The organism is Actinotignum inguinis (assembly GCF_051265835.1).
In the GTDB taxonomy this organism is placed as follows: Bacteria; Actinomycetota; Actinomycetes; order Actinomycetales; family Actinomycetaceae; genus Actinotignum; species Actinotignum timonense.
The window spans coordinates 267,370-293,446 of the sequence record NZ_JBOZDP010000001.1; the positions used below are offsets into that span (position 1 = coordinate 267,370).

Below are 26,077 nucleotides of genomic sequence, written 5' to 3' on the forward strand. Positions count from 1 at the left end.
GAACACCTACCGCTCCAAAACACGCAGCAGGACCACGCCCCGCGCACGCAAAAGGGCCGCCCCTGGATATTTCAGGAGCGGCCCCTTGCGTTAGCCGTGCGGCTGCTTCCGTAACCCATTGGAAACTTCCGCAGCCACGCGGCTGCTTGGGTAGCTTTCAGCTACCTCAGCAACATTGTGTTACTTCTTGCGGCGGCGAATTGCCACGCTACCCGCACCGGCGGCCAGCAGAGCGAAGACGGCCAGCGATGCCACATCGGCACCGGTCGCGGTCAGGCCCTTGGCCTTCTTGACCTTCTTGGTCTTCGGTGCAGGCTTACCCGGATCGTTCGGGTTCAACGGATCAGTGCCGTTCTTAATCTCGTCACCGTCATTGATACCGTCACCATCCGTGTCGGCCTTATTCGGGTTGGTCGGCTTGCCACCATTCTTCGCACCCGTCACCTCGTCACCATCAGTGAGACCATCACCATCGGTGTCAGGGTTGAGCGGGTCGGTGTTACCGGGCTTGCCGTCCTTATTGAACTTATCGTCCTGGAACGGGTTCTTGGTGCCATTGACCTCGTCACCGTCGTTGATGCCATCACCGTCGGTGTCCGGGTTCTTCGGATCAGTACCGATCACCTTTTCTTCACCATCGGTCAGACCATCACCATCAGTGTCACCTTTATTCGGGTCGGTACCGTTCTTGATTTCGTCGCCATCATTGACGCCGTCACCATCGGTATCGGCCTTATTCGGGTTAGTCGGCTTACCACCGTTATTCTTGCCGGTAACTTCGTCACCATCAGTGAGACCATCACCGTCGGTGTCAGGGTTGAGCGGGTCAGTGTTACCAGGCTTACCGTCCTTATTGAACTTATCGTCCTGGAACGGGTTCTTGGTGCCGTTCACCTCGTCACCATCCGTGAGCCCGTCACCATCGGTATCCGGGTTCTTCGGGTCGGTACCGATCTTCTTTTCCTCACCATCAGTGAGTCCGTCACCGTCGGTATCCGGGTTCTTCGGATCGGTCTTGGTGGCCTTGGAGTCATCAACCTTCGGGGTGCCATCCTCATTACGAGCAGGCTTACCGTTCTCGTCGATATCCGTACCGGCTTCCTCACCATCGGTCAGGCCATCACCATCAGTATCCGGATTCTTCGGGTCGGTGCCCAGGTCCTTTTCACGACCATCAGTCACACCATCACCGTCAGTATCCGGATTCTTCGGGTCAGTCCCGTCCTTCTTCTCATCCCCGTCATTCACGCCGTCACCGTCGGTGTCAGCCTTGTTCGGGTCCGTGCCGTCCTTGATTTCGTCAGCGTCGGTCACGCCATCGCCATCGGTATCGGCCTTGTTCGGGTTGGTCGGTTTGCCACCGTTGTTCTTGCCGGTCACTTCATCGCCGTCATTCACCCCATCACCATCGGTGTCAGGGTTGAGCGGGTCGGTGTTACCGGGCTTACCGTCCTTATTGAACTTATCGTCCTTGAACGGGTTCTTGGTGCCATTGACCTCGTCACCGTCATTGATCCCATCACCATCAGTATCCGGATTGGTCGGGTCAGTACCGATCTTTTCCTCTTCGGAATCGGTCAGGCCATCGCCATCGGTATCCGGATCCTTGACGGTCACCTTGGAGGTGTCGAGGACCTTGTCGCCATCCTTAATGGTCACGGTGATCTCGGACTTGTCCTTGGCGCCCGCGGGCACCTTGACCACAACATTGCCATCCGCACCGATCGTGCAGGTAGCACCGCCGGTCGCTTCACAGGTGGCCGAAGCCGGGATCGGGCCATTGGCCGGATCCTTCGTGAGTGTCACGTCCGCACCGGGCTTACCCTCGCCGTCGTTCCACGCCGGGCAACCATTATTGGAAGCCGGGCCGGCGATGGTGGGGCACTGATCCTGAGCATCGGGCACGCCGTCGTTATCGCCGTCCGGGTTCGGAACCGGAGCGGGCGCCGTGACGGTCACCTTGGACTTGTCGAGGACCTTGTCACCATCCTTGATGGTCACCGCAATCTCAGTACCGGGGGTTGCACCCTCCGGAACCTTGACGACGACGTTGCCATCCTGGCCAATGGTGCACGTGGCACCACCGGTTGCTTCGCAGGTGGCCGAAGCCGGGATCGGGCCATTGGCCGGGTCCTTCGTGAGCGTCACATCGGTGCCGGGCTTACCTTCGCCGTCGTTCCACGCCGGGCAACCATTATTGGAAGCCGGCCCTGCGATGGTCGGGCACTGATCGGCATCTCCGGAGACCCCGTCCTGATCGGGATCAGGATCAGCAATAGTCACGGTCGCCGTATCCAGATCCTTACCGTTCGGGTCCTTGACCTTGACGACGATCTGGTCCTTATCCTTCGCATTCGCGTTCGGAGTGACCGTGATCGAGCCATCCTGGTTGAGCTTGGCGGTACCCGGACCGGTCACCTCAACGGTGGAACCAGCCGGAACCGGGCCACCCGCGTTAGGCAGCTGCGCCGGCTCGCTCGGCTTGGTGGTTGTGTCATTCCAGGCCGGGTTATTCGGAGCAAGCACGGTCACCTTGGAGGTGTCCAGGTCCTTGCCGTCGTTCTTGATGGTCACCGGGATCTCGGTACCGGGGGTCGCGCCTTCCGGAACCTTCACGGTGATATTGCCGTCCTGGCCGATGGTGCAGGTGGCACCATTACCCGCCACGCAGGTCGCGGTGTTCGGGATATCGCCGTTAGCGGGATCCTTCGCGAGCGTCACGTCCGCGCCGGGCTTACCTTCGCCATCGCTCCAGGCCGGGCACCCGTTATTGCTGGCCGGGCCGGCGATGGTGGGGCACTTATCTGCGTCGTCGTTCACACCGTCATTATCGGTATCGGGGTTCGGAACCGGATCCGGGGCCGTAACCGTCACCTTGGGTGTGTGGAGGGTCTTGCCCTCGTTCTTGATGGTCACCGGAATTTCGGTGCCGGGGGCGGTGCCTTCCGGAACCTTGACGACGACGTTGCCATCGGTGCCGATGGTGCACGTGGCACCATTGCCGGCCTCGCAGGTCGCAGTGCTCGGGATCGGGCCGTTCTTCGGGTCCTTCGTGAGCGTCACGTCCGTGCCGGGTTTGCCCTCGCCGTTGTTCCACGCCGGGCAACCATTATTGGAAGCCGGACCGGCGATGGTGGGGCACTGGTCTGCGTCGTCGTTCACGCCGTCGCGGTCAGTATCGACCGGGGCCGGGGTGGTGACGGTTACCGGAACCTTGACGGTATCGGTGCTGCCATCCGGGTAGGTGACAACAACGGGAACCTCGTAGGGGCCAGCGGCGGTGCCCGCGGCCGGGGTCACCGTAATGGCGCCGGTTTCGGGGTTAACCGTGGCGGTAATCGGGGAGTTCTCGCCGAGCTTGAAGGTGGTCTTCTTGCCCTTTTCGGTCGGAGCCGGGTCAGTTTCAACCTTCTTGGTAGCGAGCTTATCGAAGGTGGGGGCCGGGACCTCAATGGTCTGCCCCGCCTCTACCGTATTGTCCTGCTTGTAATTCGGATCGTAGGTATCGGTGAGCTGCGCGAGCACCTTGACCGGAACCCAGGTCTTGAGCTTGAGCTTGTTCTTGGCGTTGAGCGGATCGGTCACGGTGGCAACCACCGGGATGCGGTAGTCACAGGGAGCCACGTCCGCGCCGGGCTTGACGGTCACCACGCCGGTGGCCGGATCAACAGTAGCCCAGGCCTTCGCGCCTTCACCCAGCTCGTAGGTAGCATCGGCGGGCAGCTGGTACTTGTTATTACCGGCCTGCGTGAAGCCCTTGGCTTCGCGGGTTGCGTAAGGAGCCTTGCTCTTCTCGGTTTGGGTCTTCTTCACCTGGACGGCGTCGTACTTGACGGGAATCGCACGCACGATGAAGGAATCGGAAGAAACAGCGTTTTCGGCGGCATACAGAGTTGCCGTGTAGATTTCGCCGTCCTTCGCGTTATCCGGAACCTTGAAGTATGCCTTGCTGGCGTCGCTCAGCTTCTTCAGGCCGCCGTTGGTCTGCACAACCTTGCCCTTGGAATCGGTCCACTCGATGCGGTTGGGCAACGGGGAGAGATCCTTACCGGTCAGCTTGACTTCAGCGGTCTGCCCGGGGAGGGCGTAGTTTTCCTGCGCGTCGAAGTTCGTGATATCCAGTTCCACCTGCACGCTGAGCACCAGCGCCAGATTGACGTTGTACCAGTTATTGGTAATCAGATTGACAGCCGCGGAGGTTTGCGGAGTCCACGAAGCATTCGAGTTGAACATGTTGAAGGTCTGGCGCATGAAGGACGAGTAGTTCGGGACTACTCGCCCGTTCGGGTCCAGGACGTACATGTAAATACGGTCCACGTCCGCGCCGGCATTCTTCGGCAGGCGGATGGTGTACATGCCCTTTTCGTTCGTGGTGGCCGTGTAGGTACCCTCGATGTAATCGGGGTGCTCGGTGAGCATGTCACGGACCTTGACCTCGCGGTCATTCACGGACGGGGTGGCATTACGCAGTTCCTGGAGCGCAGCCTTGCCCGCGGGGGTCAGCTGCGAAAGCACCACGGTGTAGCCGGAGGCCACCACGTCACCCGAGGTATTGAAGTTCGGGCCGGTGGCGGAGTTGGCAAGATCGCCAGCACCGGATTCGAACCACACCTTGCCGGAAACGGAGTCCCGGGTGGAGAGGGTCACGGCCGGGTCGGTCAGGGGACCCTTGTCATCATTGACCCATTCGTTCTTGGGGCGGGTGAGGTAATCATTCGGATCGGTGTACATGAACACCGCGGTCCGCTGCATATTCGTGCCGATAAGCGGGAACTGGCCCAGGTTATTGGCTGTCACGCTATTAACGAAGGCACCCGGGAAGAAGCCGCCGGCCTGGCGCACCATGGTGACGGGGTTACCGGCCGGGTTGGTGAAATCATTGATCCACAGGCGGTAGTACTGGCCAGCAACGGCCTTGTAGAGGTGCTGCTTGCCGGTGTTATCCACCCAGGGCACGCGCAGATCAAAAGCGTAGGCGCCGGGGCCGATCTGGCTTCCGTCGCTCTCGTCAATCGTCTTGACGGTGGTGGAGTAAATCGGGAGGCCGCGCCGTCGGTATCACGCCACTGGAGGTACACCTTGGTTCCGTCCGGAACCGGGGTTGCACCATTGGAGGTGGTTGCCGGCGTGCCAACGCCGCCGAAGAACGCACGCCCCGAGAGCGTGTTCTTGGCGTTACTGGCATCGGTGGTGCTCTTAATCCAGCCGGTCTTGAAAGCATCGGCTTCGATAATGGCATCTTGCTTGAAAGGAATATCCGGTCGGTTAGCGCCAGCTTGGTTCGCGCCTGCTTCGACAGCGGTGTCACCGACATACGTCGGACACTGCGCCGTGGGAGCAGTCGGCGCCGCACCGGAATTACCTTGCGGTGCAGCGTAGGCGATTCCCGAAGCAAACGTCGTCATGAGCGCCGCGGCGGTGAGACCGGCCCACACTTTCGTGCGACGACGATGCCCACCCTTGCGGGACACAGACGCGGAGACTCCGGGCGCCGACTGAGTCGACTCCGTGTGTTGGGACATTATTTCTCCATTAGTAGGTTTATGGATCGTTAGGGTGAAGCATGAGGAGAGCGTAAATTGTGGGAGGGTAGCGCTGGAGTGCACCCCCCCCCCGCAATTCAACCGACCCTGTCAGCTAAATCGCCTAAACAATTCATGAGCCTAGCACAAAGAGCCGTATCCAATTATTCAGTACAAAAGGTTATATAAACCGCGTAGCAACACGGCTCCTCTCGCGGAGATAACTAACTTTTTATCAGGCTGTTTCAGAATTATTTACTAAGTATTAACCCGCGGCGCCGCGCGGTTTTGAGATGGGCGCTTCGTTGCGCTCGGGCCTGCCCGGGCGCTTTTCCAGCGGCCCTGCCGCGCACCCGCACCGTCACACTACCGCCCGCAAGCGCGTGAATAATAATACTTTTCCGTAGCGGCGCAGGCCTTCGCTCACCACCCACACCGCCCAGGCGGTACTAAAGTCCCGTGCCGGCGCGGCGAAAGAGCAGGCACACACGCGGTACATTCCCCGATCCGCACCACGCCCCGCCGCGTGAATACTTATGTGCCGCCGCGGTCCCTACCTGGGGCATCGCTCCGGGAAATGTACCCAATCTCTCGTTTTTCGGGGCGGCCACCCGCACGCATCACCCGCGCAGGTGGCCGCCCCGATCGTCGCACCAAAGTTCAGGACCTTTGGGCTACTCGCCTGTGGATTACTTACCTTGAGCTATTCACCTTCGGCTACTCAGCTTCTGATACTCACCTTCGGGCTACTTTAGAAATCCCAATCGTCGTCGGTGGTATCTTCCGATTCCCCAATAATGTAGGAGGAGCCCGAACCGGAGAAGAAATCGTGGTTTTCATCGGCGGCCGGGGAGAGCGCGGTGAGGATCTCCGGGCTCACCCGCGTTTCTTCGCCGCTGAAGCGCGCCTGGTAGCCAAGGTTCATAAGTGCCTTATTGGCGTTGTAGCGGACGAAAATTGCGACGTCGTCCATCAATCCCACGGGCTCGTAAAGTTCACCGGAGTACTCGAGTTCCATCTGGTAGAGCTTTTCGAGCAACCCGTATGTGAATTCTTCCATTTCTGCGCGCCGCGCTTCGCTGCATTCTTCCAGGCCGCGCTGGTACTTGTACCCGGAGTAATACCCGTGCACCGCCTTATCGCGCAGGATGAGGCGAATAAGATCCGCGGTATTCATGAGCTTGCCGCGGCAGGACAGGTAGAGGGGCAGGAAGAACCCGGCGTAGAGCAGCAGCGAGGACAGCAGCGTGGAGGAAACCTTGCGCTTGAGGGGGTCCTCGCCCACGTAGTGTTCCAGCACCGCCTTGGCTCGCTGCTGGAGCAGCGGATTATCCACCGCCCAGGTATAGGCTTCCTCAATCTGGGCGCTCGAGGCCAGGGTGGAGAAAATCGAGGAATACGAGCGCGCGTGTACTGCCTGCATGAAAGCGATATTGGCGTAGACGGCCTGCTCGTGTTCGGTGTGCGCGTCCTGAATCTGGCTAATTTCACCGATGCTGGCCTGCACGGTATCGAGCAGGGTCAGGCCGGTGAAGACCCGCATCACGAGGGTCTGCTCCACCTCGCTCATGCGCTGCCAGGAGGGCAGGTCATTGGAGAGCGGCACCTTTTCCGGCAGCCAGAAATTCGCGGTGAGCCGGCGCCACACCTCCAAATCCTTCTCCTCCGGGACGTAATTCCAGTTGATCGGCCGGAAGGGCCCCTCGGGATGCTGGATGTACTGCGGCGGCATAAAGGAACGCAGGGTGTAATGCCGTCCATCAGGTGCGCTCATGACTTCTCCAATTTTCATCAAAACACTAGATATTGTGGTCACTTCAATTTAGACCACTAGATATAGTGTCGCATTGCGGACACCTAGGACTTAAGGCTCGCCGCAGTGGTGTATGTCATAACGACGACGCCGCTCCTTTCCCGCGAGCGCCCGAGCCACGAAAAAGCACCCCCGGGCCGGCTAGAAACCAACTCGGGGGTGCGCTACGCGATAAGCGAGATTTACTTCTTCTCGACCAGGGCCACGAAGCGGTCAATATAGCCGCGCACGAAGTCCGCGGTATCGGCCTTCAGCTTGCCAGATTCATCGAAGAGCTCCGGGGAGCGGCCCAGGAATACTTCGGGCTGCCCAGGCATGGGCATATCGAAGTAGGAAAGCGCCAGGCGCAGGTTCTTCTGCGAGCTGTAGCCACCCATGCGCCCCACCGAGTGGCTGATAATACCGGCCGGCTTGTTCTTCCAAGCCACATCACTATTGGGCTTGGAGCCGATATCCACGGCGTTCTTCAGGCAGGCCGGCACGGTGCGGTTATTTTCCGGCGTAACGAAGAGGATGCCATCGCTGGCCTTAATGGTTTCCCGGAAGCTGGTGTAGCTTTCCGGCAGGGGTACGTCCGTCACAGCCGCGTCGTCGTAATCGAAGTTGTAGAGCGGCAGGTGACCGATCTCCACAATCTCCACCTGGTACCCTTCGGGGAAATAGCCGGCCACTTCGCTCGCGATTTTGCGCGCGTAGGAACCGCGCCGCAAACTACCCACCAGAATTGAAATCTTCATAAGTATCCCGCGCTTTTCACTCGTATTTGATTGGGTGTGCCGCGCCCGGCCGCCGCCACAGGCGCCGAAGCGGACGCTGCCACCATCATAGGCTAGGCCCGCTTGCGGGTGTACAGCACCACTCCACCCACGCAGAGGAGGGCCAGGGTGACCGAGAGCGGGTCGATCACCTCGGAGCCGGAATGGGCGAGGTTATTGCCGAGCTTCTTGCCTTCGCGTTCCAGCTGGGCGATTTGTTCGGCGGAAAGTTCGCAGGACTGGCCATCCGCGGTGCGGCCTTCCCACACCGTTTCGGTGCCGCCGCCGCTCGAACCGAACCACTGCTGGCCCACCAGCTGCCCGAAGGTGCCCGATTCGAATACGGCCATCTTGCCGGGGCCGGACACGCTCGTGACGCTCAGCGTGAGTTCACCGGTGGTCGCTTCGCGGAAGCTGGGATGCTGGGTATTCGCGCCCAGCCACGGCACTCCGGAAACCTGGCTGGAGGAAATCATGTAGATGCGCTCGCCGGCGCTCGCCACGAAATCAATGCCTGCCGGTGCGGTGGTGGCCGCGGCCTCCCCCAGCCCGAAGCTCAGGGAAGCTGGGTCGAGCCACTGCCCGGAATTATCGTCCTTGACGGCGGCGCGCAGCTGCCCGCCGTCCACCACCGCGCCCAGGTCGTAATGGCCACTATTGGCGGTGCCACTTCCCCCGACGTTGAAGGTGAGGGTGGTGGTGCTGGACAGGCGGGTGCCGTCCGTTGCGGTGGCGTTGAGGGCCAGGCCCACCGTATAAGTGCCCGGCTGGGTGAAGACCCAATTGGGGTGCACGTGGGTATTGGCCGGGATTGTATGCGAGCCGCTGGCGCCGCCGCTCGCGGCACGCTCCACCGGGGTGGGGATGCACACCGGCGCGGCGGGCGCTTGGGGTGCTTGGCCGGCCGGAGCCTGGGGCGCTTGACCTGCGGGAGCCTGCGGAGCTTGCCCCGCGGGGGACTGGGGCGCTTGACCCGAGGGGGTCTGGCCCGAAGGTGCCTGCGTAGCGCCGCCGTTCGGTGCCGGGGTGCCGGGCGCGCCGTTAGCCCCGCCATTCGCACCGCTTCCCCCATTGCCAGCTCCCGGGGTGGTTCCGCTACCCGGAGTGGAAGAATTGCCCGGCGCGCCAGCGGCGTCGTCGTACCCACTACCGGAACCGCTACCGGAGCCACTATCGGAACCGCTACCGGAACCACTACCGGAGCCACCGTTATCGCGACCGTTATCGCGACCTTGAGCGGCCGCAATCGCCGCGTCGCCCACCGCCCAGGTATAGGTGCGGGCGGGCGCGGTGAGGGTGCCGCCGGGGGTATCCACTTCGGCGCGGACCGTCATGCGGTAGGTGCCGGGCGCGGAGAAGAGCCAATTGGCGTGCTGGTGCGCGGGTTCGGGCTGGGCGATCACGCTGCCCGGTGCCATCTGGAAGCTCGGGGTGCCGGCGGCGTCGCGCAGAATCGGGTTGAGGGTGGCGAAATTCGTTTCCCACAAGAAGACCTTGCCGGGGCCTTCGAGTTGCTCCACCACGAAACGCGCCGCGGTGCCACCAAGCTGGCGTGCCGCACCGGAATCCCAGCCGGGCCATACAATTCCGGGCTGCTGCACCTGGTCGAGCAAAAAGCCGGGTGTACCCAGCTGCGGAACCTCGGCCGATTTGGTAGTGAACGTCCGCTCCACTACCCCGATCACGGTTTCTTCAGGGGCGCGTTCCACCCCGGTGCCGGTGGCGTCTTCCTTGAGATTGAGGGAGATGGTGCCATCCGCCCCGGCGGCAATATTGAAGAGGTCCATATGCCCGGAGGTGAGAACGGTGGGCTGCCCGGCCCCCGCGCCCGCGGGCGCTGCCGGCACCGGTGCAGCCTGGGCGGCAGGAAGGAATGCTCCCCACCCGGCCAGGAGCGCCGCCATGGCGCCCGCTAGCCCCGCCGCAGCACGCCGTGTGAGTGCTGTCATGACTTTCCTTTCCTTGCGGTACTTGCGCCACCTAGCCTATTTGATAACAATAATGATTATCAATAAGGGGTGATGCGGTTGTCTCTCACCCGGACTGCCGCACACCGAAACGGAAAGAGACAGAATGGCACGACGCCTCCTCGCGGCCCTGGCCGCCGCCGCACTCACCGCCGGGATAGCTCCGGCCGCCGCGGCCGCCCCGGATGACGGAAAGATTGTCACAACGACGGCGCACGTTGATGCCCCCAAAGTTTTTTGGGAAAACGGTACGTTCGTGCTGAAAAACGAAGCCTATGACGAGCTATATCCGCTGGAGAAGACCGTCAATTGGGTGGGGCGCGGCTACGCGCGCTCCGGCTCGAATCAGGGCGGGCAGCAGTACATTTTCCTGCCCCCGGATAACGAGGCTTACGGGCATCTGCGCAAGGTGGCCGAGCGCTGGTATTCCGCGCCGGGCATGCCCAGCGGCCCCTTCCCCATCTGGGCCGGTTTCGGTGCGGATGCTGCCATTCCGGTGGAGCAATTCCGCAACGGCACCTTCGCCCTGGAGCTGACCAAATTCGACGGCCCGGGGCGCATGGAAGCCTTCATGACCAATATGGACCTCTACCTCCCGCTGTTCTCCAGCCACGAGACGGGGCGGCGGGTCTCCTACCTGGTGCCCGGCAGCCACACCCATAACGAGACCGCTTTTACCAAGCCGGGGCGCTACACCCTGACCTATCGCGCCATCGCGCGCGGGGTGGACGGCAAGATTATCGCCTCGCAGGAGATTCCGTTTGTGTGGCAGGTGGGTGGTACCCGCCCGGCCAAGGAGGCGGGCCCCGATCTGGCTACCGCGTTCAACGCCGCCCCCACCGGGGATACCTCCGGTTACCGTTTCTCCCTCGCCCCGTATGCGGGCCGCGAGCATGATGCGGATGACCAGCTCACCGAGCTGCGTTTCGATGCCGGTTCGGAAACGGTGGCGGGGAAGGTGCAGTTCTTCCTGGATGGTTACTTCCTGGCCGAGGTTCCGGTAGAGAAGGGGAAGGCGCGCTGGGCGGAGATGATCGGCTCGGGCGCCTCGAATTTCCAGGCGGTTTTCGTGCCCGCCGCCCCGGGAACGCAGGGCGCGGCCGGCGCGCCCAAGGCCGACGGCGCAGCCAATTCGGCTCAAGGCGCTCAAGCCACCACCGGGACCCGCTGGGTTTCCGCTCCGGTCTCCTACACCTTCGGGGCGGCCGAGGCCGGCACTTCGGAGAGCACCGCGCAGCTGCCCGAGCCCCACTCGCAAGACCCGGCGCCGGCCATGGAGGGCGGGGAATATACGCCGTCGTCCTTCGATTACACGGTACGCACGGAAAAGACGGCCACCGGAAACGTGACCACCTCGGTTGCTTTCGCGGATCCGAAGGTGCGCGCGTACGTGCACGGCGGCTACTACGCGAAAGCGGAGGATAAGTACCCGGATTGCGAAGTGAATATGGTGACGGATTCGCGCGGCGTGGCCACCGTGACCCAGGGCGATTCCTGGTGCGAGGGCTACCATCTCAAGCTCAGCATCGACCCGCATCCGGAAGTGAATATGAGCGCGGCGGCGGACGTGCGTTTCGGCACCATGGATTTGAGCGCCCCGCAGAGCTATTCCGGGCGGCTCGCCGCTGCTCCCGCGATTGGTACCGGCACCCAGCCGGCCCCCGGGCCGAATCCCGCGCCGAATCCGGGTCCGCAACCGGAGCCCGGGCCGAACCCCGGCCCCAATCCTGCGCCGAACCCGAACCCGGGACCGAATCCGGGGCCTAATCCGCCCGCGCCGGCGCCCACGCCTTCTGTGTCGCCTAGCGCTCCCGCACCAGCTCCCGCACCGCAGCCTGCCCCGTCGCGCACCATTTTGCGGCGCGGCCACGTGGACCTACAGGCGGTGCCGGGTGAGGGTGGCCCGGGCGTCACCCTCAAGGACGACACCCTCGAGCACGCCACTACCTCGGCGCAGCGCGATGTGAGCACGGTGGCGCTGGCGGTGCCCGATTCGGCGAAGTCCCCGCGGGCGAAGGGCGCGGCTTTTGATTTCCTCGGCGCGGAGGGCGAGCGGATCTACCAGCTGCCCCAGAACTGGGATCGTTCGCATATTTGGCCCGGGTGGTCCACAGAGAGCTACCGCAAGCCCACGCGTTTCCACGTGGAGCCGGAGTCGATTCCGGCGGGCGCGCAGTATCACGCCTACGCGCTGAGCGGTTTCGGGAACGTGGATCGGCTCTTCGACTCCTCGCGCACCGCCCTTGACCTGCCCGATCCCACGCACCAGCACGCCGGTTGGGCCTTCACGCAGCCAGGCGTGTACGTGTTGCGGGTGTGGTACGACGACGCCGCAGCCGCGCCGGAAGCTTCCGGCGCGGGCGGGGCCAACCGGGCGGGCCGCCTAGTCTTCTTAGTTGGGGATGAGACGATCGCCGGTTACGAGCAGGGCACCGTGAGTATCCCCGGCGATCCCACCGCTCCCGAACCGGGCGGTGCGGATCATCCCTCCGCAGATCCAAATCCGGGCGGGAATCCCGGTGGCACGCCGAATCCGGGCGGCAACCCCGGAGGTAACCCTGGTGGCAACCCGGGCGGCACCGTTAATCCGGGTGGTGCGCCCACGCCGGGCGGCACTCCCACACCGCAGCCGTCAGCCGCACCCGGAACCCCGGGGGGCATTAGCACACCGAAACCAAATCCGCAGCCGGGTATACCCGGCATGGGAAATAATCCCGGGAATAAGCCGCTAACTCCGGCCGGGCCGCCCGCGCCCGCTCCGCTTCCGGAGAATCCCGGGGCGAAGGTGCTGCCGCCGAGCGGCAACGCACCGCTCGGCCCCGGTGGTGGCGCTACCCTCACGGGTAACCGGGTGGTTGGCGCACCGCAGGCCGGTGGCGGCGGGGCACCGCGCCCCATCTCCCCCGCTCCGGCGAAGGCCGGTGGGCCGGCAGCCGGGAAAGCGACTGCCCCCTCCGCTACGCCGTCGGCGAGTGCCACGCCCGGTGCGGGCACGCCCTCCGGTTCCGCTTTCGTTGGAATGCCCAACGGCGCGGCAGGCCAGGGTAACCAGGCGACTGCCGGCGCAAATGCCGACGCTTCGGCAAGCGGCTGGGATCGGAGCATTAAGCTGAGCACCCTGGCGAAGATCATGGGCGTCATCGCTTTGTGTGCCCTGTGCCTGGGCGGCGGCGTCGCCCTGGAACGCCACCGACGCAAGTAACGCACCTATGAACGGACCGGGCCACTAAGGCTCGCCCCTACACCCCGGCGCACCCGAGACCGGATGCGCCGGGGTGTAGTCTGTTTTTGGCTGAGCAAAGGCGTCGGCCATACGTGAAGGAGATGATCTCAGGTGAATGAGAAGATTACCCAAACCGCGGGCCGTGACCAGCTGGGAGATTTCCCCGAGAGTTGATTCTCCCACCTCGCCGTGGAAGTTCCCGGAACGGATACCTCCAACGAATGGCTCGAGCCGGTGAGCAATGCAGAATATGCGCGGCTAACATGGCACAACTAGCTCGCCCCTAGAACAGAATCGGCACGCGGATTTAGAGCAGACTTGTTATGTCCATATACTTCTTTGACAAGGAGTCCAGTATCTTTTTGGACACGGAGTCTCGCTTTTTTACAGCAAGCCCATGACGTTCATTGACAATTTCTAGCCGGTCCCGTCTACCTGAATCGGCCCACGCTGTCCGGGGCGTAAGCACAACGGCCACCACCGTTCCCAAGTCCACGTAGCGGCGTTTGACGGAACGTATCGGCGGGGGAATGCGTTGACTAGATCTTTGCTCGGCTGGCACACTCGCCTGCAGAGCCGGAAGGCTATGCGACGTTCCTTGCGCTCTTCGTGCAGATCTAACGTGCGCTTCACGGCTTTGCCCCTGCGTCTCAGCACGGGCAGCTGTGTCCAAAAAGCGGGCAGACATGTTGCCAAAGAAGTGACTGGACTCCTCGTCCAAAAAGTCAACGGACTCCCTGTCCAAAAAGCTTCGAGACATCACAGATTTAGAGCAGACTCCCGTTCGTTCTAAACAAATCACATAGTGAATTTCTCTTCAGAACGACTTATTTCAAATAACAAATACACCTAAGCACTTGCATGTAACCCACATCACGCTATATTCTTAAATTGTGAACCGATAGTTCACGTCATTCAAAGGAGAATATAATGAAAAAGATACTAGGCACTACTGCCGTAGCCCTACTTGCAGCTCTACCAACAGCTGCCTACGCGTCAATGTCTGCCGGCCAATTTGGAGGATCGACTAACGGCGTCATTTTCCAAGTTAATACTTCGAATCCCGGTGGTTTCTGGGCTAATTCTGTCGCAACAGGAGGAGCAACCGTAAGCGGGAACTACCGGACCCACGCCCGGTGTACTGCACAACCGACACGACAGGGAGACTACGCCTATATCGAGAGAGGGGCAAAGGTATCCCAGGTTTCTCGGGGGGCCTGTTTCTGGGGTATCTCTTCTGGCACGATCCAACAACAAGGTTAAAATCTATGCTTACCACTTGGAAGCTAACCCAGGGCTACTCCGCGTCAAATCCCGTCTTTAGCGGACTTGACGCGGAGTTCCCCTCCGGGGTCACCGCTTTACTGGGGCCAAACGGTGCCGGTAAAACCACCCTGCTACGTACCCTGGCCGGCCAATTACGCCCGCGTGACGGCAGCGTTTACATTTCCGAAAAACCACTCCACAAACTCAGCTGGCGCGAATTGGGGCAAAGCATCGGCTACCTGCCGCAGAAAATCACATTTGATCCCAGGCTCACTGCTGCAGAATTCGCTTCATATATCGGCTGGGTGCGCGGCGTGGCGCGCTCAAATATTGATACCTCGGTGCGCACGAACCTCCACGATTTCGATATTGACGACCTCACCAATAAGAAAATGGGGAGCCTATCTGGTGGGCAATTGCAACGAGCCGGATTAGCAGCTGCCAAAGTGGGCGACCCACAGATATTACTTCTTGACGAGCCAACGGCCGGCTTGGATCCGGTGCAGCGCGTGAAATTCCGGAAACTCCTCGGCGCGCACCTGGCGGATACCGTTATCATCTCCACCCACCTCATTGAGGACATTGTTCATGTAACTGAAACTGTTCTAGTCTTCGACCAGGGCACTATCCGTTTTTCGGGAACGGTGGCGGAGCTGGAAAGCCTTGGCAGTGGCACCGGCATTGATACGCGAGATATGAGCCTGGCGGAGGCGGGCTTTATGGCGGTATTGGCCGGAGAAACTCCGCGGGGGAGCACGTCATGATTTTCTGGCCCTACCTCAAACGTCACCCACATTTCATCAGCGCACTCCTCACCCTGATAGTCGGAACGATAGCGTTATGGCTCCTACGTGATTCTTGGGTGGGCTATACAAGCGCCACGGCGAATTACGCTCTCTGCGGTTTTATTTTCGGAATGCCGCTGGTTTCTGCGGTGCAGGCAATTCACTCCGAACGAATCCGTGCGGTAGATCTTCCCACGTGGGTGCCTTATTCCCCGCCTCGCGTGCTCATGCAAAATGCCAGCGCGCTTATGTCGGGACTCATCACCGTCCTCTTCACGGGAGCTGTGCTCAGTGGTGCCGCCTTAGGAATAACTGCCATGGCACGCGAGGAGCTCGCGCCGGTCAATATTCATCCGATCATCGGGTACCTATGCCTCGGATTCCTGGGCGTACTTATTGGCCATATGATCGGGCGAATAGATGCATCTAGCGCCGTACTTGCAGTGGGAAGCTTCGGAGCAATGCTAGGCATTGCCATGTTTACTACTCAATACACTGTGCTGGAGCCCTATATGGAGGTATCGCTCCCCCAGCTCTACACCCTTATTGCAGTGACAGCGCTGGCCTTCATCCCCGCACTTTTCCTTCCCTGGCGTTCCGGCTGGCATAAAAAACAAAGCGTGGGAGGCTTGATATTTGCCTTTATTGCTGTTGCTGCCCTCATCGCTACCAGCACGCTCTTCCCGGAGCCGAGCCAACGTCGGGGCGGCGGCCAGGTATGCACCACGTCCCAACCTTTCCTGTGCGTATGGAAAGAACACGAGCCCGCTTTGAAGACATTCACGAATATCCGCGACCGTATCCTGCCACTTATCCCCGAAGGAATGCCAGTTGCGGATACCTTTGAAGAATTTGCGCTCAACGGCAATCACTACGGCGGGCGAACCTTAAACTTTGCGAGCGCGGATATGGATGACGAAAGCATGCTCGTCACTGCGCTGGTATACCCCCTCACGAATCGGAGTTATGAAGGAGGATCAAACAGTGATGCCGGGAATGCCGCACGTAATGATCTTGACCTATGGCTCATGATGCGAGGTGCCCCGAGTAAAACCGATGGTTCTTTTATTGCCGACGGTCATGATTCCGCGACAGTGGAACGCGTGCGAGCAATCACTGCGCTACCGGAAGCGGAACAGCGCGCCTGGGCTCAGGCGACGTATGCAGCATCTGTTGCCGATTTAGAGAGGTAGCACGATGACCGCACATCCGTGGCTCATCTACCTTCGCGCTCACCGAGCTTTGAAGGCGCTCGGTATCGCCCTTGCCGCCCTCATCGCTATCTATTTACTCGGGGAAGACCACACCTTCCATTCGTGGGTCTCAGGTGGGACCACGCCGCTTGGCCGCATGCTCACCTTCTGCATACCTTTGGCTCTCCTCAGTGTTATGGCCCCGCGTGAAGAGAAGGACTACTACGGTAAAGCTCCGGCGGGTATGTTGCTGACGGTAGGGTGCGGAATCGCCAGCGCTACTGCGGCATTAACCGGAGTTTTCGTGCTACTCACCCACGACTCGACCGGGCTCAGCCTGCTCCGGCTTCACGTTGCGTGGCTAGCACTTGGAATCGTGAGTGCCTACTTCTTCGGCGCACGCCTCATGTGGGCACTTCCCCTGGTGCTGGTGTTCCTGAGCGCAGCTTTTGCGCCTGATCGTGAGAGCACCTGGAATCTGGTGCAATCGCGGAGCAATAGCCCCTCGCTGTGGCTTATCACTGCCGGCATGTGTGTAGCGGCAGGATTATGCTCGGCACTGTACTGCCAAGGCATCCGGCCGCGGTACCTCAAGCGGTAGGTTGCTGCCGGATCGTTTCGAAAGCACATCAGCTTTAACGAGGTGTGGGTGCGTACCGCAGAAACCTGCGATACGCACCCACGACCATGTAGCTATCCCGCGCTGCCTGCGCACCCGCTCCGCGAGCGCGCCGCGCGAAGAACTACGCCTTCTGCTTCTCCACCAGGGCCTGCAAAGCCTTGGTGTCCAAGCCGGAGAGTTCGTCCACGAGCAGCTGGCGCTCCAGGCGCTGGAGATCGCGCAGCGGCAGCTCGGACAGGCGCGCGATAATCTCCTGGCGCTCGTCGTCCGGGGCGAGCTGCGGGGCCGGAGCCGCGCTGGGAGCCGAAGCACCCGCGGTGGCAGAGCCCCCGCCCTTGGGTACCGTCGTCGTAATAGAAACAATGGCGAGCAGCAAGAACACCAAAGAAACACCCAAGGCGACCATCGCGGCCAGGCGAATCGAGGAGTTATCCGTGCGCCCGGACATTGCGATCACGTCCGGCACCGGGGCGCCCTGCAGCCCGTAGAAGACCGCCAGCGAAATCGCGGTACCGATCGCCCCGCCCAGCGAGGAGGCCATCTTGTAGATACCCGAACCGGAACCGGCCTGGGAAGCCGGCAGGTTCGAGAGCGCCGCGTCCGTGGACGGGGTGGCGTAGAAGGCCAAGCCCAGACCGAAGAGGCAGTAGGCGATCACCGCCATGAGCACGTACTGGCCGATAAGCAGGTGCGTGGTCATGAGCAGCCCGCAGGCCACGATGGTGATGAGGCAGCCCCAAATCATCGGCTTGCGCGGCCCGAAACGCTGGAGGAGTTTCTCGCCGATGCGGATGAAGGCGATAATGCACACACCGTAGCCCAGCGAAAGCAGGCCCGCATCGAACGCGGTGTAGAGCGAACCGTCCGCCTTGTGCCCGGCCAGCTGGATGACCTGCTGGCTAATAATGAGCATGCCGATGGTGCCGTTCACCAGGAAGTTGGAGATCGTGGCACCCGTGAAGGTGGTGTTCTTGAAAAGCGCGAAATCAATGAAGGGGTTCGCCTGCTTGCGTTCCCACCCGAAGAAGAGCGCGTAGGACACCACCGCGAGCGCGGTGAGCAGGAGCGTTGCCGCGCTGCCCCAGCCGAGTTTCGAGCCGTAGAGCAGCACGATCATAAGCCCGAGGGTGCCGGCGATGAAGAGCACCAGGCCGATGGCGTCGAAGCTCTTGCGCGGGCCGGTGCTTTCCACCCGGTTTTCCGGGGTGCCCAGGATCATGAGGAAGGCGAGCACGGAAATAATAATCGAGGCGATGAAGATTCCGCGCCAGCCCACGAATTGCACCACGGTGCCGCCGAAGATCGCGGCCAGGCCGGAGCCACCCCAGGAACCAATCGACCACATGGACACCGCGCGCTGGCGGGCCGGGCCATCCCAGTAGGCCTTCACGAGGGCCATCGAGGCCGGCATAATGCAGGCCGCACCCAGGCCCTGGATCGCGCGCCCGGTCAGCAGCAGCGGCAGCGCCACGCCCCCGGCCGCGAAAATGAGCAGCAGCGAACCGGCCGCGTTGAGCACAATCCCGAGGAGGGTAATACGTACGCGCCCGATCTTATCGGCCAGGCCGCCCATGAGCACCATGAAGAGGCCGGAGAACAGGCCGGTGATAGAAACCGCGAGGTTCATCCCGGCCGCGTCCACGTTACCGAGGTCCTCCATAATATTGGGTGCCACGGTGGCGGCAGTTCCGGCGAATAGCCAGAAGGTCACCACCGCGAGGACGATGCCCCACAGCAGTTTTTCGGTGCCGCGGTAGCCAGTTTCTTGCGGCGGGTTACCGGCCGGCGCCGTGCCAGCCTGCGCCGTACCAGCCGGCGCCTTTGCGCCATTGGTGGTAGCCATAGTTTTATCCTTTGTCATCGTGGAAATGTGGTCCCGCTAGTCCCGCGCCAGCCAGGCGAGCGCGGCAACGGCCGCGGCTTCGGTGCCGGTGGCGAGGGTGGGTTGGAGAACCGGCCCGAAGGCGGGGTTGTGGTTGGGGTAGGTGGGCGCGCCTTCCGCGAAACCACCGAAGCCCCAGTAGGTGTAGGGAATCCCGAAGGCATCCGGGATCACGCTGAAATCTTCGGAAGCCGATACTTCGCCGCAGTCCATCACGCGCTCTTCCCCGAAGTGTGCCAGGAATGCCTGGGTGACCTTGGCGGTAGTTGCGTCGTCGTTATTAGTAAGCGGGTAGGAATCGTAGATCTCAAACTCCGGTGCCTGCGGGGCGCGAGCCGCTTCGCATTCGGCCGTGACGGTGCGCTTAATGCCATCAAGGAGCTGTTCGCGCACGTCCATGTCGTACGCGCGAATATTAATAAGCAGGGTGGCCGTGTCCGGAATAATATTTGATTTGCTTCCGGCGTGGATGGAACCCACGGTCAGCACCGCCATCTTGAAGGGATTAATTTCGCGCGCCACCACGCTCTGGAGCCGGGTCACCACGGCGGCGGCCAGCACCACCGGGTCGATGCTCAGATGCGGCATGGAGCCGTGCGAGCCCTTCCCGTGCAGCGTCACCTTAACGGAAGCGCCGGTGGAGAGAATCGCCCCGGCGTGGGTGCCGACCTGCCCGGCACGCATCGGCCCGGCCAGCACGTGCTGCCCCAGAGCCACATCCGGCGCCGGAATCTTATCGACCAGGCCGTCGGCCACCATGGAGCGCGCCCCGGCCGCGGTTTCTTCCCCGGGCTGGAACAGCGCGATATAGGTGCCGGCCCAGGCCTCGCGGTTTTCCGCGAAAATACGGGCCGCGCCCAGCGCGCAAGAAATATGGAAATCGTGGCCGCAGGCGTGCATGGCCGGGACTTCGTTGCCGTCCGCATCCGTGCGCGTCTGCGTGGATGCGTACTCGAGCCCGGTCGCTTCCTTGACCGGGAGCCCGTCAATATCGGCGCGGAACAGCACCGCGGGCCCCTCCCCGTTTTCCAGCACACCGACGACGCCGCCGCCGATCCGCTGCGTTGCGTACCCGAGGCGCGTCAGTTCCGCGTCGATAGTGTCACACGTTTCTTTTTCCTGCATAGAAAGTTCGGGATGCTGATGCAGGTGGACATAAAGCTCTTCTTGCCAGGAGGTGAAAGAATCCACCGCCTCTTTAATGTTGATCATGAATCACCTTTCCGCCAGGATAGGGCGGGACCGCCATCGTTGCGAATGCGTGGAAGTAGCGGCCGGCCCTATCTGCGCCTTGTGCCCGGCTCACGCGCCGGGTCTACTTCAGATAGTAGCCGGAAAGCGTGGCCGATGCCGCGCCGGTACGCTTAATGCATGGCTACTATTTTTGTGCGGTGCGACGACGCAGCCGCGCCCACGCTCACTTTCGATACTCAGGCCGGTGGAGCGAATGCGGCCCCCTTCGGGGAAGGCGATGTGCTCCTCGATATTTCCTGGTCTTCCCTCAATTACAAAGATGCGCTGTGCCTGAAAGGCGACCGGGGTGTGGCTAGGGTCAGCCCGCTTATTCCCGGTATTGACGCGGTGGGGACGGTGCGGGAGGCCGGCCCGGACAGCCCGGTGCGCCCGGGGCATCTGGTCAGCGTGAACGGGGCGGGCCTGGGCGAATTCCGGCACGGGGGTTACACCCCGCAGCTGCTGGTTCCGGGAGATGCCTGCGTGCCGGTGCCGGAAGTGTTGAGCGCCGCGCAGGCGGCGGCCCTGGGAACGGCCGGGTATACGGCGGCGCTGTGCGTGCTGGCGCTCAGTGATCACGCGGCGAAGGACGGCCCGGTTGTGGTAACCGGGGCGAGCGGCGGGGTGGGAAGTATCGCGCTCCATCTCCTCGCACGGCTCGGCTATGAACCGGTGGCGCTGACCGGGCGAGCGGAGCGCTTCGGGGATTTCCTGCGCGGACTCGGGGCCAGCGAGGTGCTTGAGCGCTCGGAATTCGAGGAGCCTTCCGCGCGGCCGCTGCAGAAGAGCCGCTTCGCGGGCGGGGTGGATACCGTGGGCGGGCAGGTGCTCGCGAATCTGCTGGCGCAAACCCGCTGGGGCGGGACGGTGGCCGCCTGCGGGCTGGCCGGCAGCACCGCGCTGCCCACCACGGTGCTGCCCTTTATTTTGCGGGGCGTTACCCTGGCCGGGGTGGATTCGGTGCGGGCCCCGCGCGAGCTGCGCCTGCGCGCCTGGGAGCTGCTGGCCGAGCACGTAGATACGAGCGTGCTCGATTCCCTCACCCACGTGATCGAGCTGGAGGAGGTTCCCGCAGCTGGGCGCGAGCTGCTGGCCGGCCAGCGTTACGGCCGCACGGCGGTGCGGATTAGCTAAGGGCGGCAGCGCGGACCTGCGGGGCAGCGCCGGTCAGACCGCGGCGTGCATGAGCCGAGGCCGACGGGGGCCGCGGGCCGGCGAACGGCCCGTAGCCCCCGTTTGGCGCGGCCCGCACCGGCTAAAATAGTGAAATATGATTGACCAGCGCACTGAAGGCTCAAAGGTTTCTATTATTGGCGCCGGGGCGGTGGGAACTTCCCTCGCCTACGCCATGCTCATTAAAGGCGTGGCCCGGCATGTTGTTCTTCAAGATATCAACGCACAGAAGGTGCATGCCGAAGCTCTCGATCTTATGCACGGTGGCCAGTTCATGCCGACCGCCAAAATTGAGGGCACCGATAACGTGGAGGCCACCGCGGATTCCGATGTTATCGTGATTACTGCCGGGGCGCGCCAGCGGCCGGGCCAGTCTCGCTTGGACCTTGCGGGCGCGAGTGTGGCGATGATGCGCTCCATTGTTCCCCCACTCGTTGAGCTCTCCCCCAACGCGATTTTCGTCGTCGTCGCCAATCCTGTGGACGTGGTCACCCAAGCCGTCCTCAAAATCTCCGGGCTGCCGCCCGCGCGCGTTTTCGGGACCGGAACCGTGCTGGATTCTTCGCGGCTGCGCCAGCTTATTTCGCAGAAGTTCCACGTGGCGACCTCGAATGTGCACGCCTATATGTGCGGCGAACACGGGGATTCCGAAACTCCCATGTGGTCGATGGCGTCGATTTCCACGGTGCCGATCCGCGAATGGGAGCTACGCTCCGGCCCGGTCACCGACGAACTCCTCGACGGTATCGCCGACCGCGTCATCAACGCCGCCTACGAAGTGATCGAAGGGAAAGGCTCCACAAATTACGCCATCGGGCTGGCGGCCTCCCGGATTATCCAGGCGGTGCTGCGCGACGAACACGTGGTGCTTTCCGTTTCCCGGCTCATGACCGGCTGGAACGGGATTTCCGGGGTGTGCATGTCCGTGCCCACCATCGTGGGGGCGCGCGGCGCGATCCGGCAGATCGATATGAAGCCATCGGATGCGGAACTGGAATCCCTGCGGGCCAGCGCCGCGCAGATTCGCGAAGCGCTGTCCAACCTTGAGGGTATGGGCGACGACGCCTAGGCGGCGGCAAGCATCGTGTCAGCAAGCATCGCGGACCTGAGCCGGCCGGCTGATGAGCTGGCCCCGCTGCTGCTGGGCGCGGTGGTAGGCGACGGTGCCGTAGCGGTGCGCCTCACCGAGGTGGAAGCCTACCTCGGGGCGAGCGATCCGGCCTCGCATGCTTTCGCCGGACCCACCCCGCGCGCCCGCGTCATGTTCGGGCCACCCGCCCACCTCTATGTCTATCTCAGCTACGGCATCCATCGCATCGGCAATATCGTCTGCGGGGCGGATGGCCAGGCCAGCGCGGTGCTCTTGCGCGCCGGCGAGGTCGTGGCCGGGCTGGAGGAAGCCCGCCGGCGCCGGACCCGGCCAGGGGCCGCTCCGCCCGCGCGCCAGGCCCTGGCGCGCGGGCCGGGCAACTTGGGCCAGGTGCTAGCTTTGGATATCTCCATGAGCGGGCTGCCGCTGACGGTGAGGGATGCGGATGGCGGGATGCTCGCTCCCGCGGGATTGGCGGGGCGGGCCCTGTGGCTGGAGTTGCCGCCGGTGCCGCTGCCCTACAAGGTGGGCCCCCGCATCGGGATTTCCCGAAATAAAGAGGCACCGCTGCGCTTCTGGCTACCCGGGGATCCCACCGTCAGTGGGCGGCGCAGCTAGCGCCCCTCGCGGGATAGGGGCACAGCACACCGCACAGTACGGTCATGGCCGCTGGGCCAACAGGAACACCGCGACGGAGCGAGCTGGCACAGTAACGGTGCCGCTGATAAGCGTGGCGGCGCGGACTGCGTCGTCGTACCCATGAATCTGAATGGGCGAAAGCTCATAACTTTCCGTGACGCCCTCGATTTTTTCCGTGATGGGGCGCGGGGAGGCGTTGAAGGCAATGATGATGCCGTCGAGCTGCGGGTCGATATCCGGGCCGGCGGTGTCGTCGATGCGCATGATGATAAGGCCGGGGGTGGCGCCCGGCCCGCCGTTGGGGAAACTCACTTTCGCGCGGATCAGCTCCGCGCTTCCCAGGGTGATGAGCGGGCTGGAATGGCGCAGGCGCAGTAGGTCGCGGGCAATGGCGCCCGCGCGGGCGATCTGTTCGGGGCCGGGGCGCAGCTCGGGGCGCGCCAGCAGCGGCCGGATGACCGGCCAGGATGCCTCGTTGCGGCTGGCGGGCGGGAGGCCCACCCCGAAATTATTGCTCTGCCCGGAGAAATCCAGGCGGTTGAAATGGTCCCCGGAATTATAGGAATCCCGGTCCAGGGACTTCGAGCGGAGCAGCTCGGTGCCCGCGTGCCAGAAAGCCGGGGCCTGCCCGAGCACCACCGTGGCCAGAGAGAGCAGCGCCATCCGGATGCGGTCATCGGTGCTCAGGGAGAGCGGCAGTTTGTATGCGCCAATATCCCACAGGGTTTCGTTATCGTGCGCGTCCACGTAATTGACGGCTTCCTGGGGCTGGGAGGCGAAACCGGCGGGCCGCCCACCGTAATCCAGCTCGGCACCGCTTTTCCATTCCCCGGTGTGGGTGCGGAAGCGAAAATCGCGTAGAGCCCCGGCCAGGGAGAGTTTGACCAGGTCGGTGGCGTGCCCGAGGCGTGCGCGATTCTCCTCCGGAGAGCACGGACTGTGGCCATTCGGGTCGGTGAACAGGCCGGTGCCGTAGCCCTGGTGGTGGCGTTTATCGGAATCGAAAGGCCCGCCGCCGTGGACGGCATCGCGCAGGCGATCATTGAAGGCCCCGATACCGGTGCCGTTCAACTCCAGCTGGGTGGCCTGACGGAACCGCGCATTATCGGCCACTTCCCCGAAATTCCAGCCCTCCCCGTAGAGGTAGATGCGCGTGCCGTCGATACCGTCCCGCTCCGCCGTGAGGGCATCGAGAGCGGCGCGCACCGCCTCCATATTTGCCCGCGCATGGTGGCCCATGAGGTCGAAACGGAAACCGTCCACGCGATAGTACTTGGCCCACAGCACCACCGCATCGACCATGAGTTTTTCCGCCATGAGATTTTCGGTCGCCACATTCGGGCAGCACGTCGACGTTGCGACGGCGCCGCGCGCGTCCAGCCGGTAATAATAACCGGGCACTACTTTATCGAGGACGGAGGCCGGCGCCCCGCCCGCAGCGGCCGTGTGGTTGTAGACCTGATCGAGTACGACGCCGAGGCCAGCCGCATGCAGCCCTCCCACCATGGCACGGAACTCATTTATGCGCGCCCCGCCATAGGGTTCCACCGCGTAGCTACCTTCCGGCGCCAGGTAATGGAACGGATCGTAGCCCCAGTTATAGGCATCGGAATCCGCCACCGCACTCACGGCCTGCTGCTGGGCCGGGGAATCCGGGGCGGCCGGCGGGATCCGCGGGATTTTCTGGTTCTCGGGGCGTTCGGGAATGGTGGCGATATCGAAGGTGGGAAGGAGGTGAACGGTGGTCATCCCGGCGGCGGCCAGGGCGCGCAGGTGGCGCATCCCGACCGAATCCGGCAGCGTAAACGCACCGTATTTTCCGCGCAAGTGATCGGGAACGGTGGGATCCGACATTGAAAAATCACGCACGTGCAGCTCGTAAATGGTGTGGGCGGCCGGGTTGGTGAGGGTGCGCTGCGGGGCGGTGCGCCAGAGATCTGGCTGGTAGGCCGGGTCATCCATATCCACGAAGACGGCGCGCTCGGAATCCACCGTGAGGGCCACCGCGTAGGGGTCGGTTACCCGGTAGGTCACCACGGTGCCCGCCCGGGGTTCCACAACCTCGACCTCGAAAAGATAGCTGGCGTTCTTCCAGGCCGGGGTGCCATGCACGTGCCAAATACCCAGCTCATCGCGGGTCATGGGGTGCGTGGTGGTGCACGCGGCAGCGGTGCGGGTGGCGGCGCACGTGGCGGAGCTAGCGGTGCACGCAGCGGCACCAGTGGCGGGGCCAGCGCCGTCGCCAGTGGTCTCCGCACCCGCACCCGCGCCATCGCCCGCACTCTCGCCCGCACCCGTCACCTCAATACGAACCCGGCGGGCGGTGGGCGCCCACAGTGCCGCCGCGGGCGCATCCCCATTCCACGCGACCCCGAGCTTTGCCTGGCGGGCACCCGCGTAAAGATCATCAATCATCCCGGCAATCTGCACCCCGGTCAGGGCGCTCAGCTCACCGGAGCTGCTACGGCGCGCCACGAGGAGCTGCCCGCGCAGGGCCTCGCGCAACTGGTGGGAAGGCACGCCGCTCAGGCGCAGCGCGGTATATCCGGCCAGGTGAGCGCGCGTGGGAATGGCCGCGGCCGGGATACCTCCCGGGTCCACCGTGAGGGCGCAAAGCCGCGTGACGCCGAGCTGTTCTGCGCTCCTATCGCCACGCGCACTGTCCCCGAGCACCCCAGCCCCATCCGGGCAGACCCACAGCTCAAAGCTGTCGCCCTCCGCGATCTGCTCCGCGGGCCAGGCAATCAACGAGCGGTTAACCGATTGCGCGAGGAACTCCCCGCAGCCGAAAAGCGCCTCAGAACTCCAGTGGTGGGTCATGGTGATCTCCTGTGATCGGCAAAATGGGAGCGGTGCGGATACGCGCGGGGACGGTGCGCGAGCGGCGCCCGCAGGGCGGGCAATGCGCGGCCAG

14 protein-coding genes are annotated in these 26,077 nt (G+C 63.0%); 7 read left to right on the forward strand and 7 right to left on the reverse strand.

The window, feature by feature from the left end; all coding sequences use genetic code 11:
- Nucleotides 1-180: 180 nt before the first annotated feature.
- From ACRQFC_RS01140 to ACRQFC_RS01155, 4 genes are all read right to left on the reverse strand, one after another.
- Nucleotides 181-4,956, reverse strand: a complete 4,776-nt coding sequence (locus ACRQFC_RS01140) for a Rib/alpha-like domain-containing protein (RefSeq protein ID WP_435734630.1) — start codon at nucleotides 4,954-4,956, stop codon at nucleotides 181-183.
- A 1,317-nt stretch (nucleotides 4,957-6,273) separates the two neighbouring features.
- Complete coding sequence (nrdF, locus tag ACRQFC_RS01145; RefSeq protein ID WP_284901446.1) at nucleotides 6,274-7,314, reverse strand: class 1b ribonucleoside-diphosphate reductase subunit beta; 1,041 nt, start codon at nucleotides 7,312-7,314, stop codon at nucleotides 6,274-6,276.
- 203 nt (nucleotides 7,315-7,517) lie between these two features.
- A complete protein-coding gene (locus ACRQFC_RS01150) occupies nucleotides 7,518-8,072 on the reverse strand; it encodes an NADPH-dependent FMN reductase (protein WP_200807162.1) in 555 nt (184 codons plus the stop codon).
- A gap of 92 nt (nucleotides 8,073-8,164) precedes the next feature.
- Nucleotides 8,165-10,039, reverse strand: coding sequence for a choice-of-anchor M domain-containing protein (locus ACRQFC_RS01155; RefSeq protein WP_284901444.1), 1,875 nt, complete (start codon nucleotides 10,037-10,039; stop codon nucleotides 8,165-8,167).
- A 124-nt stretch (nucleotides 10,040-10,163) separates the two neighbouring features.
- Between ACRQFC_RS01155 and ACRQFC_RS01160 the strand changes: the two genes are divergently transcribed.
- The 4 genes from ACRQFC_RS01160 (at nucleotide 10,164) to ACRQFC_RS01175 (ending at nucleotide 17,125) form a co-directional block, all read left to right on the forward strand.
- Entirely contained in the window at nucleotides 10,164-13,259 is a 3,096-nt protein-coding gene (locus tag ACRQFC_RS01160) for a choice-of-anchor M domain-containing protein (protein ID WP_410374579.1), read from the forward strand.
- Nucleotides 13,260-14,548: 1,289 nt separating this feature from the next.
- Nucleotides 14,549-15,310: an ATP-binding cassette domain-containing protein gene (locus ACRQFC_RS01165; protein WP_320753851.1), complete on the forward strand. Its 762-nt coding sequence runs from the start codon at nucleotides 14,549-14,551 to the stop codon at nucleotides 15,308-15,310.
- Between the two features lie 152 nt (nucleotides 15,311-15,462).
- Nucleotides 15,463-16,524 (forward strand): DUF7224 domain-containing protein, encoded by a 1,062-nt coding sequence (locus ACRQFC_RS01170; protein WP_410374566.1) that lies wholly within the window; start codon nucleotides 15,463-15,465, stop codon nucleotides 16,522-16,524.
- Nucleotides 16,525-16,528: 4 nt separating this feature from the next.
- A complete protein-coding gene (locus ACRQFC_RS01175) occupies nucleotides 16,529-17,125 on the forward strand; it encodes a hypothetical protein (RefSeq protein ID WP_320753853.1) in 597 nt (198 codons plus the stop codon).
- 142 nt (nucleotides 17,126-17,267) lie between these two features.
- Here the strand turns inward: ACRQFC_RS01175 and ACRQFC_RS01180 are convergent, their stop codons facing one another.
- Together ACRQFC_RS01180 and ACRQFC_RS01185 are read right to left on the reverse strand one after the other, a co-directional pair.
- A complete protein-coding gene (locus tag ACRQFC_RS01180; protein ID WP_087070033.1) occupies nucleotides 17,268-18,989 on the reverse strand; it encodes an MFS transporter in 1,722 nt (573 codons plus the stop codon).
- A gap of 36 nt (nucleotides 18,990-19,025) precedes the next feature.
- Complete coding sequence (locus ACRQFC_RS01185) at nucleotides 19,026-20,240, reverse strand: amidohydrolase (RefSeq protein ID WP_035276970.1); 1,215 nt, start codon at nucleotides 20,238-20,240, stop codon at nucleotides 19,026-19,028.
- A 159-nt stretch (nucleotides 20,241-20,399) separates the two neighbouring features.
- Here ACRQFC_RS01185 and ACRQFC_RS01190 point away from each other — a divergent pair, with 159 nt between their 5' ends.
- From ACRQFC_RS01190 to ACRQFC_RS01200, 3 genes are all read left to right on the forward strand, one after another.
- Entirely contained in the window at nucleotides 20,400-21,395 is a 996-nt protein-coding gene (locus ACRQFC_RS01190; protein ID WP_410374567.1) for an acrylyl-CoA reductase family protein, read from the forward strand.
- Between the two features lie 136 nt (nucleotides 21,396-21,531).
- A complete protein-coding gene (locus ACRQFC_RS01195) occupies nucleotides 21,532-22,503 on the forward strand; it encodes an L-lactate dehydrogenase (protein WP_026428978.1) in 972 nt (323 codons plus the stop codon).
- A 15-nt stretch (nucleotides 22,504-22,518) separates the two neighbouring features.
- Nucleotides 22,519-23,142, forward strand: coding sequence for a DNA-3-methyladenine glycosylase (locus ACRQFC_RS01200; protein ID WP_410374568.1), 624 nt, complete (start codon nucleotides 22,519-22,521; stop codon nucleotides 23,140-23,142).
- Nucleotides 23,143-23,184: 42 nt separating this feature from the next.
- Here ACRQFC_RS01200 and pulA read toward each other — a convergent pair whose 3' ends face one another.
- Entirely contained in the window at nucleotides 23,185-25,983 is a 2,799-nt protein-coding gene (gene pulA / locus ACRQFC_RS01205; RefSeq protein WP_410374569.1) for a pullulanase-type alpha-1,6-glucosidase, read from the reverse strand.
- Nucleotides 25,984-26,077 lie beyond the last annotated feature (94 nt).